This window comes from Geminicoccus flavidas, assembly GCF_009806515.1.
Lineage (GTDB): Bacteria > Pseudomonadota > Alphaproteobacteria > Geminicoccales > Geminicoccaceae > Geminicoccus > Geminicoccus flavidus.
On sequence record NZ_WUJP01000030.1, the window covers coordinates 1 to 15921 of the forward strand.

General features: G+C 69.8%; 18 protein-coding genes, 1 other RNA gene and 1 pseudogene. 4 read left to right on the plus strand and 16 right to left on the minus strand.

Annotated features, from left to right (window positions below; all coding sequences use genetic code 11):
• The 8 genes from EQG76_RS00680 to rpmH form a co-directional block, all read right to left on the minus strand.
• The coding region (locus EQG76_RS00680; RefSeq protein WP_159709688.1) for a DUF3419 family protein at positions 1 to 769 on the minus strand (769 nt) is incomplete at its 3' end.
• Positions 770 to 785: 16 nt separating this feature from the next.
• Positions 786 to 1529: a metallophosphoesterase family protein gene (locus EQG76_RS00685; RefSeq protein ID WP_159709690.1), complete on the minus strand. Its 744-nt coding sequence runs from the start codon at positions 1527 to 1529 to the stop codon at positions 786 to 788.
• An 82-nt stretch (positions 1530 to 1611) separates the two neighbouring features.
• Positions 1612 to 2499: an acetylglutamate kinase gene (argB, locus tag EQG76_RS00690; RefSeq protein ID WP_159709692.1), complete on the minus strand. Its 888-nt coding sequence runs from the start codon at positions 2497 to 2499 to the stop codon at positions 1612 to 1614.
• A complete protein-coding gene (yihA, locus tag EQG76_RS00695) occupies positions 2496 to 3185 on the minus strand; it encodes a ribosome biogenesis GTP-binding protein YihA/YsxC (RefSeq protein ID WP_200840455.1) in 690 nt (229 codons plus the stop codon). The genes argB and yihA overlap by 4 nt, the downstream gene beginning before the upstream one ends.
• Positions 3182 to 4894, minus strand: a complete 1713-nt coding sequence (gene yidC, locus EQG76_RS00700; RefSeq protein ID WP_159709694.1) for a membrane protein insertase YidC — start codon at positions 4892 to 4894, stop codon at positions 3182 to 3184. The genes yihA and yidC overlap by 4 nt, the downstream gene beginning before the upstream one ends.
• A gap of 21 nt (positions 4895 to 4915) precedes the next feature.
• On the minus strand, positions 4916 to 5176 hold the full coding sequence (gene yidD, locus EQG76_RS00705; protein ID WP_159709696.1) for a membrane protein insertion efficiency factor YidD: 261 nt from the start codon (positions 5174 to 5176) through the stop codon (positions 4916 to 4918).
• Complete coding sequence (gene rnpA, locus EQG76_RS00710; protein ID WP_159709698.1) at positions 5173 to 5532, minus strand: ribonuclease P protein component; 360 nt, start codon at positions 5530 to 5532, stop codon at positions 5173 to 5175. The genes yidD and rnpA overlap by 4 nt, the downstream gene beginning before the upstream one ends.
• Before the next feature lie 13 nt (positions 5533 to 5545).
• Positions 5546 to 5680: a 50S ribosomal protein L34 gene (gene rpmH / locus EQG76_RS00715; protein WP_027135962.1), complete on the minus strand. Its 135-nt coding sequence runs from the start codon at positions 5678 to 5680 to the stop codon at positions 5546 to 5548.
• Positions 5681 to 5943: 263 nt separating this feature from the next.
• Between rpmH and EQG76_RS00720 the strand changes: the two genes are divergently transcribed.
• From EQG76_RS00720 to EQG76_RS00730, 3 genes are read left to right on the plus strand one after another with little or no spacing between them, the layout of a single operon-like run.
• Entirely contained in the window at positions 5944 to 7410 is a 1467-nt protein-coding gene (locus EQG76_RS00720) for a sensor histidine kinase (protein ID WP_159709700.1), read from the plus strand.
• Positions 7407 to 7826: a hypothetical protein gene (locus EQG76_RS00725; protein ID WP_159709702.1), complete on the plus strand. Its 420-nt coding sequence runs from the start codon at positions 7407 to 7409 to the stop codon at positions 7824 to 7826. Before EQG76_RS00720 ends, EQG76_RS00725 begins: the two co-directional genes overlap by 4 nt.
• Positions 7827 to 7833: 7 nt before the next feature.
• A complete protein-coding gene (locus EQG76_RS00730; protein ID WP_159709704.1) occupies positions 7834 to 8178 on the plus strand; it encodes a hypothetical protein in 345 nt (114 codons plus the stop codon).
• A gap of 46 nt (positions 8179 to 8224) precedes the next feature.
• Here the strand turns inward: EQG76_RS00730 and EQG76_RS00735 are convergent, their stop codons facing one another.
• From EQG76_RS00735 to EQG76_RS00770, 8 genes are all read right to left on the minus strand, one after another.
• Positions 8225 to 9538, minus strand: coding sequence for an HlyD family type I secretion periplasmic adaptor subunit (locus tag EQG76_RS00735; protein WP_159709706.1), 1314 nt, complete (start codon positions 9536 to 9538; stop codon positions 8225 to 8227).
• A 16-nt stretch (positions 9539 to 9554) separates the two neighbouring features.
• Positions 9555 to 11696 carry a peptidase domain-containing ABC transporter gene (locus tag EQG76_RS00740; protein ID WP_159709708.1) on the minus strand — a complete coding sequence of 714 codons (2142 nt, stop codon included), beginning with the start codon at positions 11694 to 11696 and terminating at the stop codon, positions 9555 to 9557.
• 99 nt (positions 11697 to 11795) lie between these two features.
• Complete coding sequence (locus EQG76_RS00745) at positions 11796 to 12983, minus strand: class I SAM-dependent rRNA methyltransferase (RefSeq protein ID WP_159709710.1); 1188 nt, start codon at positions 12981 to 12983, stop codon at positions 11796 to 11798.
• A 48-nt stretch (positions 12984 to 13031) separates the two neighbouring features.
• Positions 13032 to 13850: a TIGR00282 family metallophosphoesterase gene (locus EQG76_RS00750; RefSeq protein WP_159709712.1), complete on the minus strand. Its 819-nt coding sequence runs from the start codon at positions 13848 to 13850 to the stop codon at positions 13032 to 13034.
• A 33-nt stretch (positions 13851 to 13883) separates the two neighbouring features.
• On the minus strand, positions 13884 to 14435 hold the full coding sequence (locus EQG76_RS00755) for a 5-formyltetrahydrofolate cyclo-ligase (RefSeq protein WP_235031142.1): 552 nt from the start codon (positions 14433 to 14435) through the stop codon (positions 13884 to 13886).
• Positions 14436 to 14531: 96 nt separating this feature from the next.
• A non-coding RNA gene (gene ssrS / locus EQG76_RS00760) (6S RNA) lies at positions 14532 to 14688 on the minus strand.
• 10 nt (positions 14689 to 14698) lie between these two features.
• A complete protein-coding gene (locus EQG76_RS00765; RefSeq protein ID WP_159709716.1) occupies positions 14699 to 15046 on the minus strand; it encodes a cell division protein ZapA in 348 nt (115 codons plus the stop codon).
• A 5-nt stretch (positions 15047 to 15051) separates the two neighbouring features.
• Positions 15052 to 15342: a DUF4164 family protein gene (locus EQG76_RS00770; protein WP_159709718.1), complete on the minus strand. Its 291-nt coding sequence runs from the start codon at positions 15340 to 15342 to the stop codon at positions 15052 to 15054.
• 193 nt (positions 15343 to 15535) lie between these two features.
• On the opposite strand from EQG76_RS00770, the pseudogene EQG76_RS00775 reads away from it, so the two are divergent.
• A pseudogene (locus EQG76_RS00775) lies at positions 15536 to 15921 on the plus strand (transketolase); the annotation flags it as partial.

Sequence of the window (15921 nt, forward strand, 5' to 3'; positions counted from 1 at the left end):
CGTGCGGCACGGTGCAGGCCAGGCGCTCCAGCCGCGCCTCGACCGATGCGATCAGGCAGCCGTCGCCCTCGGCCATCGCCTGGAACTGGTTGGGCGGGATGCCCAGCCCGAAGAACACTTCCGGCCGGCGCAGGAGGAAGCGCAGGAGCGGCGAGCGCAGGACCGGCCGCAGTTCCTGGTCGAACCAGCGGCGCTGGGCCGTCAGGTCCGGGCAGTCCAGCAACCCCTTGGGATCCAGCCCGTGCAGGCGTGCGGCGAGGTGTGTGAGGCCGATGAACCGGCCGAGTAGGCCGGAGCGCCAGAACCCAGTGGCGAAGCGATCGATACGCCGGCGGCCAAAGAGTGAGGGCCGCTCCCAGAACGCGCGCGCCGGTGCCGGGAGAAGCGGGGCAAGCTGGCGGCGATAGGTCTCGAGGTTACCGCTGCCGGCGGCCTCGCCGAAGAACCGCTGGAGCGCATCGTCGTCCAGCGCGCGGAGGCCCGCCCGCTTGAGCTCTAGCAGGGCCAGATGGCCTTCCAGCAGATCCACCGCGATCACCCGCGCCGGATCCGCGGTCAGGTAGGCCAGGAGATTGCACCCGGCCGAGGCGATCGCCGCCACCGTCATGCCTGGGCGGAGCTCCATCGCCGCCAAGTCGACCGCCGGATCCTCCCAGATCAGCGTGTAGACCAGATCGTCGAAGGCCAGGGTGAACAGCCGCTCCGACAGGGTGCGGCCCGCACCCTGTCCATCGTGCCGGGCTGCGTTGCGGACCAGGGTCCTGCTCATGCTCACTCCGTTCCCGTCAGGCGACGTGGTGCAGCCGGACATCGCCGTCGAGCGATACCGTGCCGAAGGTGAGGCAGGCGCCGGTCCACGCACCCGTGTTGACATAGGTCCGCCGGCGTTTGGCACCGGTCCCGTCCGGCCGGGTCTCCTGGAACGGCTGGTGGGTATGGCCGCAGAAGATCACATCGGCGTCGTGCAGATGGGCATGGGCCAGCGCCGCCTCGGCCATGCGCCGGCCGAGCCCGCTCAGGCGGACATGGAGCTGGTCCAGGGCGTGCGGCCAGTGCCCGTGGCGCGACAGGCGGTGGCAGCAGGCGAACAGTGCGGAGACCGCCGCCGCGGCACGCAGGTGGCGGCTGACGAACCGGTCGAACCGGTCGCCATGCATGGCGAGGAAGCGGCGCCCGGCCAAGTCCCAGGCGACCTGCTCGGCGACCGGTACGCCCAGAAGGCGGGCCACCAGATCCTTGCACGCCCGGTCATGGTTGCCGGCCACGGGCAGGACCAGAGGCCCGCCCGGGCGCTCCCGGAGGTCGCGGATCGCCTCGACCAGTGCCCAGTCGTCCCGGGACAGGCGGCGGACACAGGCGGCGTGCAAGATGTCACCCAGGAGGATCAGCCGAGAAAAGCGCAGTCCGTCCAGAAGGCGCAGCAATTCGGCCGAGCGGCTGTTCGGCAGCCCCAAATGCAGGTCGGACACGAGCAGGCTGTCGAGCTCCGGCCCGGGCGGAGCGGCAAGCGCGAAGCTGGTGCTGGGCAAGGCCACCGCCCTCCAGGCAATGAGTGCCTGAAGGGGATGTACAATCGGGTGATGACGATCCGGCGATCGCCGGAAGGCGGTTTCAGGACCGGACGATCTGGGTGCCGAAGCCGCCTTCGGTGAACAGTTCCAGGATGATCGCGTGCGCGACCCGGCCGTCCAGGATCACCGCGGCATCCACGCCCTGCGCCACCGCCTGAAGGCAGGTCTCGACCTTGGGGATCATGCCGCCGGCGATCACGCCGTCCTGGACGAGCTGCCGGGCATGGTCGGCGGTCAGGCTCGGGATCAACTCCTTCTGCCCGTCCAGGACGCCGCGCACGTCGGTCAGCATCAGCAGCTTGCGCGCGGCGAGCGCACCCGCCACCGCGCCCGCGGCGGTGTCGGCGTTGATGTTGTAGGTCTCGCCCTCGGCGCCCACGCCGATCGGCGCGATCACCGGGATGATGTCGGTGCCCATGAACACGTCGAGCACCGTCCGGTCGACGAAGCTGGGCTCGCCGACGAAGCCCAGGTCCAGCACCTGCTCAATCCGGCTCTCCGGATCGCGCCGGGTGCGAGTCAGCTTGGCGGCCTGGATCAGCCGGCCGTCCTTGCCGGACAGGCCCACGGCTCGCCCGCCGGCCGCCTGGATCGCGTTCACGATCTCCTTGTTGATCTTGCCGGCCAGGACCATCTCGACGACCTCGACCGTGGCGGCGTCGGTCACCCGAAGCCCGTCCACGAACTCGGAGCGGATCGCCAGCCGGTCGAGCATTGCCTTGATCTGCGGGCCGCCGCCATGGACCACGACCGGGTTGATGCCCACCTGCTTGAGCAGCACCACGTCGCGGGCGAAGTCGCGCGCCGCCGCCGTGTCACCCATGGCATGGCCGCCATATTTGATGACCATGACCGCATCCTGATAGCGCCGCATGTAGGGCAGCGCCTCGATCAGGGTGGCGGCGAGCTGGTGGATGTCGGTGGTCATCGGCTCAACGTCTCCGGGTGCCGCGGCTCGGCAGGCGGGCGGGCGAGGGCGGCCAGTTCGGCGCGCAGCTCGGGGATGCCGGTGCCGTCCTGAGAACTGGTCAGGATCGGCACGGGCAGGGCGCCGATGCGCCGCGCCAGGGCATCGGCGACCTCGGCAAGCCGGTCGGTGACCATGGCACCGCGGATCTGGTCGGCCTTGGTGAGCACCACCTGGTAGGGGACCGCCGCCTTGGCGAGAGTCTCCATGGTGGCCGTATCCACGTCCTTCAGGCCATGGCGGCTGTCGACCAGGACGCAGACCCTGGCCAGTGGCGCCCGCCCCGCGAGGAACCGCGTCACCAGCCGCTTCCATGCGTCCACCGTGCGCTTGGGCGCTGCGGCATAGCCGTAGCCCGGCAGGTCCACCAGCACGAGCCGCCCAGCCAGGTCGAAGAAGTTCAGCTCCTGGGTGCGGCCGGGCGTGTTGGAGGCCCGGGCGATGTCCTTGCGGTTGACCAGCGCATTGATCAGGCTGGACTTGCCGACATTGGAGCGGCCGGCGAACGCCACCTCGGGCAGGTCGGCGGGCGGCAGCTGGGCGAGGTCGGCCACCCCGCGCATGAAGGTGACCGGTTGGGCGAACAGCAGGCGGCCCGCCTCCAGGCGGGCCGCTGCTTCCTCGTCCATGCTGCTGCCGCCGCTCATGTCTTGGCGGGCGCCGGGCTCGGCTTGCCGTGGCGCTTCATGATGTACCACTGCTGCAGCACCGAGAGCGTGTTGTTCCACGCCCAGTAGATCACCAGGCCCGCCGGGAAGGTGGCGAACATGAAGATGAAGATCAGCGGCAGGTACTGCATCAGCTTGGCCTGCAGCGGGTCGGGCGGCTGCGGGTTCAGCTTCTGCTGCACGAACATCGTCGCACCCATGATAAGCGGCCAGATGCCGATCATCAGGAAGGCGGGCGGATCCCACGGGATCAGGCCGAACAGATTGAAGATCGTGGTCGGGTCAGGCGCCGACAGGTCCCGGATCCAGCCGAAGAACGGCGCGTGGCGCATCTCGATCGAGACGAACAGCACCTTATAGAGCGCGAAGAACACCGGGATCTGCACCAGGATTGGCAGGCAGCCCGACACCGGGTTGACCTTCTCGCGCTTGTAGAGCGCCATCAGCTCCATCTGCATCTTCTGCCGGTCGTCGGAAAAGCGCTCGCGCAGCTTCTCCATCTCCGGCTGGAGCGCCTTCATGGCGCTCATCGACTTGTACGACTTGTTGGCCAGCGGGAAGAGGACGATCTTGACCAGCAGGGTCAGGCCCAGGATCGCGATGCCGTAATTGCCGGTCGCGTGGAAGAGCCAGTTCAGGATGTGGAAGAACGGCTTGGTCAGGAAGTAGAACCAGCCAAAGTCCACAGCGCGGTCGAACAGCGGGATGTTCAGCTCCTCGCTGTAGCGATCCAGGAGATTGACCTCCTTGGCGCCGACGAACAGGTGCTCGGTCATCTCGAAGGTCTGGCCGGGCTGGATCGTGACCGGCTCACCCAGATAGTCGGCCTGGTACTTGTCGAGCCCGTTGTCCTGTACGTGGCGGAACGTCGCCTTCACCGGCTTGTCCTGGGCCGGGACCAACGAGGTCAGCCAGTACTTGTCGGTGAAGCCCAGCCAGCCGCCCGTGGTGTCGTACTGGTGCGGCTCCTCGACGAGATCCGAGTAGTTCGGCTCCTCCAGGCGCTCCTGGAAGACCCCGATCGGCCCCTCGTGGAGGATGTAGTAGCCGAGCGTCGGCGGCGTGCCCCAGCGGCCGATCAGGCCATAGGGATGCAGCGTCACCGGCTGGTCGGTGTCGTTGCGCACTGACCGGCCGATCTTGAACATGAAGTCGTTGTCGAGGGCCAGCATCTTGCCGAAGGTCAGACCCTGGCCGTTGTCCCAGGTCATGGTGACCGGCTTGCCGGCACCCACCGCCTCGCCATCGGCCCGCCACATCGTCTCGGCACCGGGAACGGCGACCGGATTGGCCTGGTCGGCCACCCAGCCGAACTCGGCGAAATAGGCGCCGGGCCCCCGCACCGGATCCAGCAGGCGGATCTCGGGCGAGGTCGGCTCCACCGTTTCCCGGTAGTCGGCGAGCTGGATGTCGTCGATCCGGCCGCCCCTCAGCGACAGGCTGCCGTCGATCCGGCCATTGTCGATCTGGACCCGCGGCGCGTCCTCGGCGACGGCGCGGGCCGTGGGTGCGGCGCCGGGTGCTGCCTGGCTGGCCGGCTGGTTCCTCGCCAGTTCCTCGACGCTCTGTGCTGCCTGCTGTTGCTCCTGCGCCTGGCGCAGGCGCGGCAGCTCGTAGAAATACTGGAAGCCCAGGATGATCGCGACCGAGAAGACGATGGCCACGATGAGGTTACGCTGGTCGCCCATATGAGCTCGATCTCCAGGCGATCAGACTTTCTGCCCGGCCGAACAGGCCGGGCGCTGCCGCCGAGGCGGGACGGGGTCGAAGCCGAAGCCACCCCAGGGATGGCACCGGCACAGGCGCACGACGCCCAGGCGCAGGCCGCGCAACGGCCCATGGGTGTCGATCGCCTGCTGCATGTAGCGCGAGCAACTGGGCTCGAAGCGGCAGGCAGGTCCCAGTAGGGGCGAAACCAGCAGCCGCCAAGTGCCGAACAGCGAAGCCGTGACGATCCGCGCCGCCCTCATTGCCGGACGTTCCCGGCAGTGCCGGCCCGGATCCTGGCCAGGGCCTGCGTCAGGTCCTCGCGCAGCACGGTGTACGGCAGCGTCGCGGTCTGCGGCCGGGCGATCAGGACCAGGTCGAGCCCGGCCGGGGCCATCGTGGGGACCAGCTCCCGCACCACGGCGCGCAGGCGCCGCTTGGCGCGGTTGCGGGCCACCGCACCACCGACCTTGCGGCTAGCGGTGAAGCCGATGCCGGTGCGCTCGTCGGGCACGATCCGCGCAGCATACTGCACGACCATGCCGCTGCCGTGCCATCGCCGGCCCTTGGCGACCCGCAGGAAATCGGGCCGCTTCTTTAGGATCTCGGTCGCTGCCACGCCGCCTCCGGGCTCAGGCCGACAGGCGCTTCCTACCGCGGGCGCGACGCCGCGCGATCACCTTGCGGCCGCCGACCGTCTCCATGCGGGCGCGGAAGCCATGGCGGCGCTTCCGCACGATCTTGCTGGGCTGATAAGTCCGCTTCACGAGCGTTACTCGACATTTGAGAGGGGGGACAGGCGCCGCATCGAATTCGACGCAACCAGCGTCGTCGGCAGCCGCCGGCGACGTCGGGGCTGCTGATAGGGGCGTTGGCGCGCATTTGTCAAATGTGCGTGTCACCTTTAGACGTCGCCAGGGATGTGTTTCGGCCGGCCGACCTTGCGTCCGTACATGGCCGGCCTATCCTGTCGGGCTGGCCGGTCCGGGGCGGGTGCGCCGCCGTAGCGGACGCGATCGGAAGAAGCAGATTGTACGACGCGGCAAAGCAGTTGCAGCCGGCCAGGCGCAGCCTGAAGACCAAGATCATCGTCCTGGTGGTCGCGATCCTGGTCTGCGTGGAGCTGGCCGTCCTCACCTGGTCGGTGGCGACCTACCGCTACGAGCGGCTGGAACGCCAGATGACCCAGGACATGCTGGTGGCCGACGCGATCGCAATCATGCGCCCGTTCGCCCCCGACGGCACCAACACCTCCACGCCAGACGAGATCCTGAACCTGATGCGCAGCCTGCGCAGCGCCGGGCTGATCGTACGATCGGACAACACGGAGTGGCGGGTCGGCACGATCTTCGAGCGTAGCGAGATCGACGGCGTGTTCGACCTCGACCGGCCGCCGGGCATCGCCACCAAGATCGCGCAGGCCTTCGACCTGCTGCTGTTCGGCGGGGGGCGGGAGATCGTGCTGGTGCAGCGCTCGCCCGTCCAGGTGGGCTCGCTGGTCGAGGTGTTCACCAGCGACGACGAACTGCGTGCCCAGACGCTCCGCCATGCGCTGGACATGGCGCTGGTGTCGCTGCTGGTGACCCTGACCCTGGGCTGGGCGCTGGTCGTGACCTTGGACCGCTGGATCGTGGCGCCCATCATCCGGATCTCGCAGGAGGTGATGGCGTTCCACGCCAATCCGGAGGACGAGAGCCTGGATCATCCCGTGAGCGGGCGGGACGACGAGATCGGCGGGCTGGAGCGGGCGGTCGACGAGATGCGGACCGAGGTGCGCGCGGCCCTGCGCCAGCAGACCCGCCTCGCGACGCTGGGGGCCGCGGTCAGCCGGGTGAACCACGACCTGCGCAACATGCTCTCCACTGCCGTCCTGCTGTCCGACACGCTCGAGCGCAGTCAGGACCCGGAGGTACGCCGGATAGCACCCCGGCTGATCGACAGCCTGGAGCGGGCGACCCGCCTGTGCACAGACGTGCTGCGCTTTGCCCGGGACGAGAAGCCGCGCTTGGTCGAGACCGACTTCGCCCTGGCGCGGCTGGTGGAGGAGGTGGACGACGCCACCCCGCCGCCCAAGGAATCGCGGGTGCAGCTCCTGGTCGACGTGCCGGACGAGCTGGTGGTCCATGCCGACCGGGACCAGATGTTCCGCGCCCTGCAGAACCTGCTGCGCAATGCCTACGAGGCGCTGGGCGACCGAGCCGACGGCCGGATCACCATCCAGGCGGGCCGTACCGAGGGCCATGTCTGGATTGATGTCGCCGACAACGGCCCGGGCGTCTCCCAGGGCACGCTGCAATGGCTGTTCCACCCGTTCCGGGCCAAGGAGAAGCTGGGTGGCAGTGGCCTGGGCCTGGCGATCGTGCGCGAGATCATGCGCGGCCATGGCGGCGAGATCGAGCTGGCGGAAACCGGCCCCACCGGCACGACGTTTCGTCTGCGCCTGCCGCAGCGCCGCCAGTCGGCCCAGCGCCCGGCGGCCAGGGAGACGGCGCTATGAACCGCGAGTTTCACTTCTCTCGTCGCCGACCGGCCGGCAAAGCGTGCCGGGCCCTGGGCCTGGGCCTGGCGCTCCTGCTCATGGGCTGCGCGGGTGCCCGCGACCTCGGGCCCTATAGCGACCTGCGCTGGAAGATCGAGAGCTATTATCGCGACCATGCCTGGGAGGAGGGGGCGCGCTGCGTCCTGCCCAGCATGTCGATCACCCAGTGGGAGGTCCTGGAGGAAACACCGGACAAGCTGGTGATCGGCGTCCGCTATGCCTGGAGAGACGACCGCAACTCCGGCTTCGACCCGGAGCTCGGCCGCCCCCAGGGCGGCATCTGCCAGGGCTTCAATTCCCGGGTGTTCACCATCGTGCGCGGTCCGGCCGGCATGCAGGTGCAGTCGATGACGGGCGAGCAACGACGGCGATGAGATGGCGATGACGAGGTGGACGTGCGGGCTGGCTTTCCTGCCGGGCCTCCTGCTGATCGGCTGTGCCGCGGGCGAACCGCTGCCCGACCATCCCGGCCTGGCGGTGGCATTGGAGCGCTACTACGCCCGGCATGCGATCGAGGAAGACGGGCGTTGCCCGCTGCCCGACATGCGGCTGACCCGAGCGGAGATCACCGACCAGCAGGGCGACCGGATGACGGTGGTGGCCGACTATCGCTGGGTGGACCGTCGCCGCGGCGGCGGGGTGGCGCAGACCTGCCTGGGTACCGGCACCCGCACCTTCATGCTCTACCAGGGGCGGGTGATGTCGATGAGCGGCGAGCGGCGCTGACCGGCGTGCCGGCTCAAAGGCCCGAAGCCGGAGACGGCCTGCCGGCTCAGAGTTCGGAGAACGCCTCGTCGCCGATCCGCTGGAGCCGGTCGGTCAGGTAGCTGAGCACGGTACGGCGCCCGACTTCGATCTCGACATCCACCAGCATGCCCGGCTGGATCCTGGGTCCGTGCGCCACCGCCTCCGCTGCCGTCACCACCGTCACCGCATAGACCGGCGGCCCGTCCGGCCGCTCGCGCCTTGCATCCGGCGCGATCTTGTCCAGCCGGCCGTCCAGCGCGCCGTAGCGGACGAAGTCAAACGCATGGACCTTCACTCGTGCGGCCATGCCTTCCTCCAGTTGGCCGATATCCTCGTTGCGGATCCGCGCTGCCACGACCAGCCCCTCGCCGGACGGGACCAGCTTCATGATCGGCTGGTTCGCGGCCACCGACTGGCCGGCGGCGCTCACCTGGATGTCCTGGACGAAGCCGGCCGCGGGTGCCGTCACCGCCAGGCCGCGTAGCAATGCCTCCTGGTTCTGCAGCTGCCGGGCCAGGCGGTCGCGCTCGGCCGTCACCGTGGCCAGCTCGGCCAGCGTGCGCGAGCGCCGCTCGCTGTCGATCGAGCCTGCCCGGTTGCGGGTCTCCTCCAGCTCGGCGCGGGCACTGACCAGCTGCTGCTCGGCCTTGGCCAGCTCGCCCGCCAGCTCGGCAACCTGCTGCTCCACCGCCACCAGCTTCATGCGCGGGTAGAGTTCGCGCGCGGCCAGCTCGCGCACCGCATCGAGCTGCTGGCGTTGCAGGGCCAGGCTGTCGCGCAGCCGGGCGATCTCTGCGGCCGCGGCCCGCGTCCCCGCGCTCCGGGCACGGACCTGCTCGGCCAGGACCTGCTTCTCCCCCGCCAGCGTCTCGATGCGCGCGCGGGCCAGGCGGAGCTGGTCCTGGAGCAGGGCCGGATCCGCGCTGCCGGCGAGGTCCACGAAATCCGGCTCCCGCCCGTCCGCCTCGGCCTGCAGCCGGACCGCCGCCGCGGTCGCCTCGGCCAGCCGCGCCTCCAAGTCCAGCCGTTCCCCGTTGCGGATCTCCGGGTCGAAGCGGACCAGCACCGCGCCCGCCTCGACGTGCTGGCCCTCCTGGACCAGGATCTCGGCGATCCGGCCGCCGCTTTGGTGATTGATCACCTTGGCCCGGCCGACCGGCTCGACCTGCCCCTCGGCCCGGACCACCTGCTCGACCTGGGCCCAGGCCATCCAGCCGATCAGGGCCGCGAACAGGGCGGAGATCGTCACCACCAGCACCCGTGCCAGCGGTGAGGCGCGCCGCTCGATCAGGCCCTGGGCGTCGGGGAGGAAGTCGGCCCAGCTGGTGAGCAGCGCCATGGGAGCCTCCGGCAGGTCAGGAAACGGCGTGGAGGTTGGCGCGCTGGGCGCGGCCGGAGAGCTGGGCCACCATCTCGGCGGCGGGGCCTTGACGGGCGATCCGGCCGTGCGCCAGCACCACCACCTGATCGCACATCGTGAGCGCGGCGATGCGGTGGGTTACCAGCACGATGGTCCGCCCGGCCGCGGCCCGGCGCAGGTTGGCGAGGAACAGCTCCTCGGTGGCGGTATCCAGCGCGCTGGTGGCCTCGTCCAGCACCAGGATGCGCGGGTTGCGCACCAGGGCCCGGGCGATCGCGACGAGCTGGCGCTGGCCCGTGGAGAGACCGGTGCCGCGTTCGCCCAGGCGCGTGTCGTAGCCCTCGGCCATGCGCTGGACCGCCTCGTGCAGGCCCACGAAGCGGGCAGCCGCGATCACCCGGGCAAAGCTCTTGTCGGGTGCGCCCAGCGTGATGTTCTCCGCGATCGTCCCGGCGAACAGCTGCACGTCCTGCGGGACCACGCCGATCTGGGAGCGGTACACGGCGGGGCTCAGCCGGCGTACGTCGAAGTCGTCGATCAGCACCCGGCCGGCGGTCGGCTGCTCCACGCCTAGGAGCAGCTTGACCAGCGTGCTCTTGCCCGAGCCGGGTGCCCCGGTGATGCCGACGATCCGGCCGGGCTCGATCGCGAGCGTCACGTCGTCCACCGCGGCCCGGCCGTCGCCATGATAGCCGAAGCTCGCCTCGTCGAGCTGCAGGCGTCCCTCCAGCCGGACGTCGCCCTGGCCGCGCGCTTCGCTGCCCTCGATCGGCTCGCCCATCAACGTGTCCAGCCGGGCGAACGCCTCGCGGACCGTCTGCAGCTCCCCCCACGTGCCGAAGATCTGGCGCAGCGGTGCCAGTGCCCGGGCACCCAGGATGCTGGCGGCGACCAGCGCACCGATGGTGAGTTCGCCCGCCACGACCAGGCGGGCGCCGACATAGACCAGCGCCAGTGCCGCTGCCTGCTGGAGGCTTAGGCCGAGGGCCGCGGCCAAGCCGGACAGCTCGCCGGCGCGAAAGCCGGTCCAGGCACTCTCGGCCAGGCGCTTCTCGAACCGGCGCTCCATCTCAGGCTCCAGGCCCAGATACTTGATGGTGAGCGCGTTCAGCACGGTCTCGCCCATCGCCGCAGCCTTGGCGGCCCGGGCGCGGAAATGGGCGCGGAGCAGTTGGCCCTGACGCCGGTGCGCCAGCCAGGAGATCAGGAAGAAGGGCGGGATCGCCAGCAACAAGGTCAGCCCGAGCCGCAGGTCGAGCGCCATCACCGCGCCCAGGAACAGGAGGGAGAAGGCCAGGTCCACCAGCACCAGCGGCATCTGCGAGGTGAAGAAGCTGCGAATCGGCTCGAGCTGGCGCAGCCGCTCCACCATCTGCCCGGCGGACATTTGCTCGAACACGCGGAACGGCAGGCTCACGACATGGTGCATGACCTCCGCACCCAGGGCGGCATCGAGGCGGGCGCCGGCATGGGCGGCGATGTGGGCACGCACCGCGCGCAGCACCAGCTCGAACAGGACGAGGCTCACCATGCCCACGGTGAGCACGTCGAGCGTGCCGAGCGCCGCCTGGCCTACGACCTTGTTATACACCACCATCATGAACAAGGGTGCGGCCAGCGCGATCAGGTTGACCACCACCGAGGCCAGGACCAGCTCGGCCAGCACCGGGCGCAGCCTCCCGAGCAGCACGGTCCGCCAGGAGCCGGCCTCTGCCGCGTCACGCTCGACCGGCCGGAGCAGAAGGATCTCCGCCGCGATCTCCGGCAACTGGGCCAGATCGACGTTGCGCGGCTGCCCGCCCTGGCCATCGATCAGCACCACGCCGGCAGCGCTCACCGCAGTGGCGATCCAGGCCTGGCCGGGATCCTTGCCGAGCACGAGGAAGGGGCTGGGCAGGCCCGGGACGCGCCGGGGCTTGGGTGGCGTCACCGCCACGTCGAAGCCCAGCCGGTGGGCGAGGCGGGCCAAGTGGCGGCGGTCGATCGGCCCGTTGGGGAGGGGAGCGGCCGCCAGGATCTCGGCCATGGCGACCGGCCGCTCGAGCAGCACGGTTAGCCGTGCGAATGCGCTCAGGAGCGGGTCGGTGCCACCAGAATCCTTCTCGGCCGCAGGAGCACGCAGCTTACTCGTGGACATGGCGGGCGGTCACCCATCAGGAGCATGGCGAAGCGCCATATTACGAGATAGGCGATAGACCGGACGATTTGCAACATTATTGGTTGCAATAGCTTGCTGTCAGTCGAGTGCCCAGACCAGGAACTTCAGGTACACGGTCTCGACCAGGGCCGGATGGATCGGGTGGTCGACATTGGCGCCGGCGCGATGGACGACGCGGCCGCCGCGCCCGGCTTCCCGGATGCCCGCCCAGATCTCACCGAGGAACGCCTCGGCATCGACGTTGTGCGAGCAACAGGACACCAGGAGGAAGCCCTGCTCGGCGGTGAGAGCCGCTGCGGCGCGCGCCAGCTTGCGATAGCCCTTGAGCCCGGCCTTCAGGTCCTTGCGCGACTTCACGAAGGCAGGCGGGTCGCACATCACCAGGCCGAACCGGCGCCCCTCCTTGCCGAGCCGGTCCATGGCGTCGAACGCGTCCGCGCGCTGGAAGCTGCAGCGCCCGGCAACCCCCTGCAGCTCGGCACTGGCGGCGGCCAGGTCGAGCGCCGCCTGCGAGCGGTCGACCATCAGCACGGAGGTCGCACCGCCTGCGGCCGCGGCCAAGCCGAAGCCGCCACCATAGCTGTAGACGTCCAAGACGTCGCGCCCCGCCGCCAGCCGCGCGGCAAAGGCGTGGTTGGCACGCTGGTCGTAGAACCAGCCGGTCTTCTGGCCGCCTACCGGATCGACCTGGAATCGGCGACCGTCTTCTTCGACGAAGGTCGGGGCATCGGGGTCACCCTTGACCACCCGCACGTCCTCGGCCAGCCCCTCCAGCGCCCGGACCGGGGCGTCGCCGCGGAACACGATCCGGCCGGGCTTCAGCAGCCGGTCCAGCGCCTCCAGCCAAGCCTCCTGCGCCCGGTCCATTCCGGCCGTGTTGACCTGCGCCACCACCGTGTCGCCGTAGCGGTCCACGATCAGGCCGGGCAGGCCGTCCGCCTCGCCGTGGGCCAGCCGGTAATAGGGCTGGTCGAACAGCAGTTCGCGCAAGGCCAGGGCCCGGGCCAGGCGCCGCTCGAAGAAGGCTGGGCCGATCTCCACGTCACGCGAGCGGGTGAGGATGCGCGCGGCGATCAGCGAGTGCGGGTTGTAGTGGGCCAGGCCATAGGCCTTGCCGTCGGCGAACGCCACCTTGACCAGCGAGCCCAGCTCCAGGCTGCGCAGTGCCGCCTCCGGGCGGATCTCGTTGCTGTAGAGCCAGGGCGAGCCGCTGCGCAGGCGTCGCTCGTGGTCGGGCAAGACATGGATGATCGGCAGGGAGGACATGAGCGGCTCGGTCGGCAGGACGGTGGGACGGGTCAGGGTGTCGGCTGGTCAGTGCGGTGCCGGCAGGGCAGGCGGCATGGCGCCGCCGAGGCGCACCGGCTCGATCCGGCGGGCGAGCCCGGTCGCGTCGTCGGTCTCAATCAGCACGGCGCACAAGGTGGCCTCGCCCTGTGCCGGCTCCATCTTCTTGCCCGGCGAAGGCGAGCGCCAGCGCTCGAGCGAGGCCTGCTTGTCCATGCCGATCACGCTGTCATAGTCGCCGGTCATGCCGACATCGGTGATGAAGGCGGTGCCCTCGGCCAGCACGCGGTGATCGGCGGTGGGCACATGGGTATGGGTCCCGACCACGGCACTCACCCGGCCGTCGAAGCAATGGCCATGCGCCAGCTTCTCGCTGGTCGCCTCGGCATGAACGTCGATCAGGATGGCGTTGGCGGTGCCGGGCAGCGACAGGCTCGCGAGCTCGGCCTCCAGGGCGCGCATCGGGTCGTCGGCCAGCCCCATGAACAGCCGGCCCAGCACCTGGAGGACGACGAACCGCCGCCCATCGGGGAGCTGCAGCTCCCCGATCCCGCGGCCGGGCGTGCCCGGCATCATGTTGAGCGGGCGCACGATGCGCGGCTCGTTCTCGATATGGGCCAGCAGCTCGCGCTGATCCCAAGCATGGTTGCCGAGCGTGATCAGGTCGGTGCCAAGCTCGAACAGGCGTTGCGCGATCTTGGCGGTCAGCCCGTAGCCGCCCGCTGCGTTCTCGGCGTTGACCACCACCACGTCCAGCGCCAGCCGGCGGCGCAGGTCCGGCAGGTGCCGCTCGACAGCCGCCCGGCCGGAGCGGCCGACCACATCGCCCACGAACAAGATGCGCAAAGCGGAATACTCCAGAAGGTCGGCGCCAGCCGGTCAGCCAATATGCCTGCAGCCAGTCTCGGTCACCACCATGTCGAGCGGCTCGTCGAACGGCTCGGTCGGTACTTGTCCCACTTCCTGGCGGGCGAAAGCATAGCCGACGCAAAGCGGCCGGTGACCGGCTTGGCGAAGCGCGGCGATGGTCCGGTCGTAGAAGCCGCCGCCCCATCCCAGCCGGTAGCCCCTAGCATCGAAGGCCAGAAGCGGCGTGAGGATGACCGCGGGCACGATCTCGGGCGTGTCGGCGGCCGGCTCCTCCACCCGGAACGGCCCGGCCACCAAGGGCTCGCCCGGATGCCAGCGATGAAAGCGCAGCGGCTCTGAGCGGCCGGTGATGCGGGGCAGGGCGGTGGGTACCCCCAGCTCATGGAGGGCGCGCAGCAACGGGCGGGTGTCGATCTCGTCCTGAAGCGGCCAGAACAGCGCCACCGCACGCATCTGGCTGAGCTCGATCCGGCGCAGGAAATGCAGCCCGGCCATGCGGCTCGCGGCCTGGGCGTCCGCTACCGCCAATGCCGCGCGCGCCGCCAGCACCTGGTTGCGCAACAGCGCCTTCTCGGCGGGAGCGGATGGAGCAACGGCCAACGCGGCTAGCCTTCACGGCACCGCGAAGCACCGCGGGTGCGGGAGGAGGTTGGAGTGGCGGACGCCGCCCTGGCCGTCGTGATCCGACTGTTCCTGGGACCTGCTACGCAGGTGGGCGCCATGTAACGTGACCACGGCCACGTCAGGGACAGCTCCCGATTGGAACGAAGGCCCAGGCGCATATGATGGACACTAACGAACCGGGCAGCGCCGCCATGCTGAATCTAGGCGCGGGGCGCCGGTTCGGCAAGGTGACAAGCGTCCGCCAGTCGTTCGATCTGCTCGGCGACCCGCTGCAGCTCCTCGCTGAGCCGCTGCTCGCCGGTCTTGCTGGTCTCGGCCAGCGAGGCGCGCAGCCGCTTGATCTCGTCATAGGCGTCGGACAGCTCGTCGGCGATGATCAGGCTGGTTAGCACCAAGAGACGCAGGTCGCCGATCTGGCCGTTCGCTCCGCCCAGCTCGCGCACCCGGCCGTCGACATACTGGGCCAGGCGCCGCAGCCGGGTTTCCTGGCCGTCGTCGCACTGTACCGTGTGGGTGCGGCCATTGACCGTGACATCGACCATGCCCATCAGGGTCAGCCTTCCATCAGACGCTCGACGCGCAGGATCGCGTCGTTCAGGCGCCGGCCCAGCTCGTCGGCAGTACGCGCGAGGCCGGCCATGCGCTGCTCGGCGGCTTCGAGACGCGAGGCGAGCGCATCGCGCTCCTGACGCAGCGCCTCGTGGTCGCGCAGCAGCGCCTCATAGGCTGCCCGCTCCACGAACTCGACCTGCCGGGCGGCCTGCGCGGAACTGGCGGCCACGCCCTCGGTCAGTCGTGCCAGCGCGTGATCCAGTCTCGCCCTGGCGGCATCAAGTGAGGTCATGTGCCGCGCGCCGGCCCCCATCGCAATCGGGCAACGCCATGGTCTTGCCCAGGCCCGGGCGCGGCGTCAACGGCCAGGGCGCCACGGTCGGCGCCAAGAAGGTGTTGATTTTTCGGGATCGACAGGGGATGCCCACCGCGCAGGACGGAGTTTCCCGTCACCGCCAGCCACCTCTACCTGACGACTGCCGCTGATGACCGACGTTGCTACCCTCGATCTCGCCAATGCGATCCGGTTCCTGGCGGTGGATGCCGTCGAGCAGGCGAATTCCGGCCATCCCGGCATGCCGATGGGCATGGCGGAGGTGGCCACTGTGCTGTTCACCCGGCACATGAAGTTCGACGCGCGCGATCCGAAATGGCCGGACCGCGACCGGTTCGTGCTCTCGGCCGGCCACGGCTCGATGCTGCTCTACGCCCTGCTCTACCTGACGGGCGTCGAGGGCGTGGAGATCGAGGATATCCGCAACTTCCGCCAGTACGGTGCCAGGACCGCGGGCCATCCGGAATACGGCCACGCGCCGGGCATCGAGACCACCACCGGCCCGCTGGGCCAGGGCTTCGGCAACGCGGTGGGCAT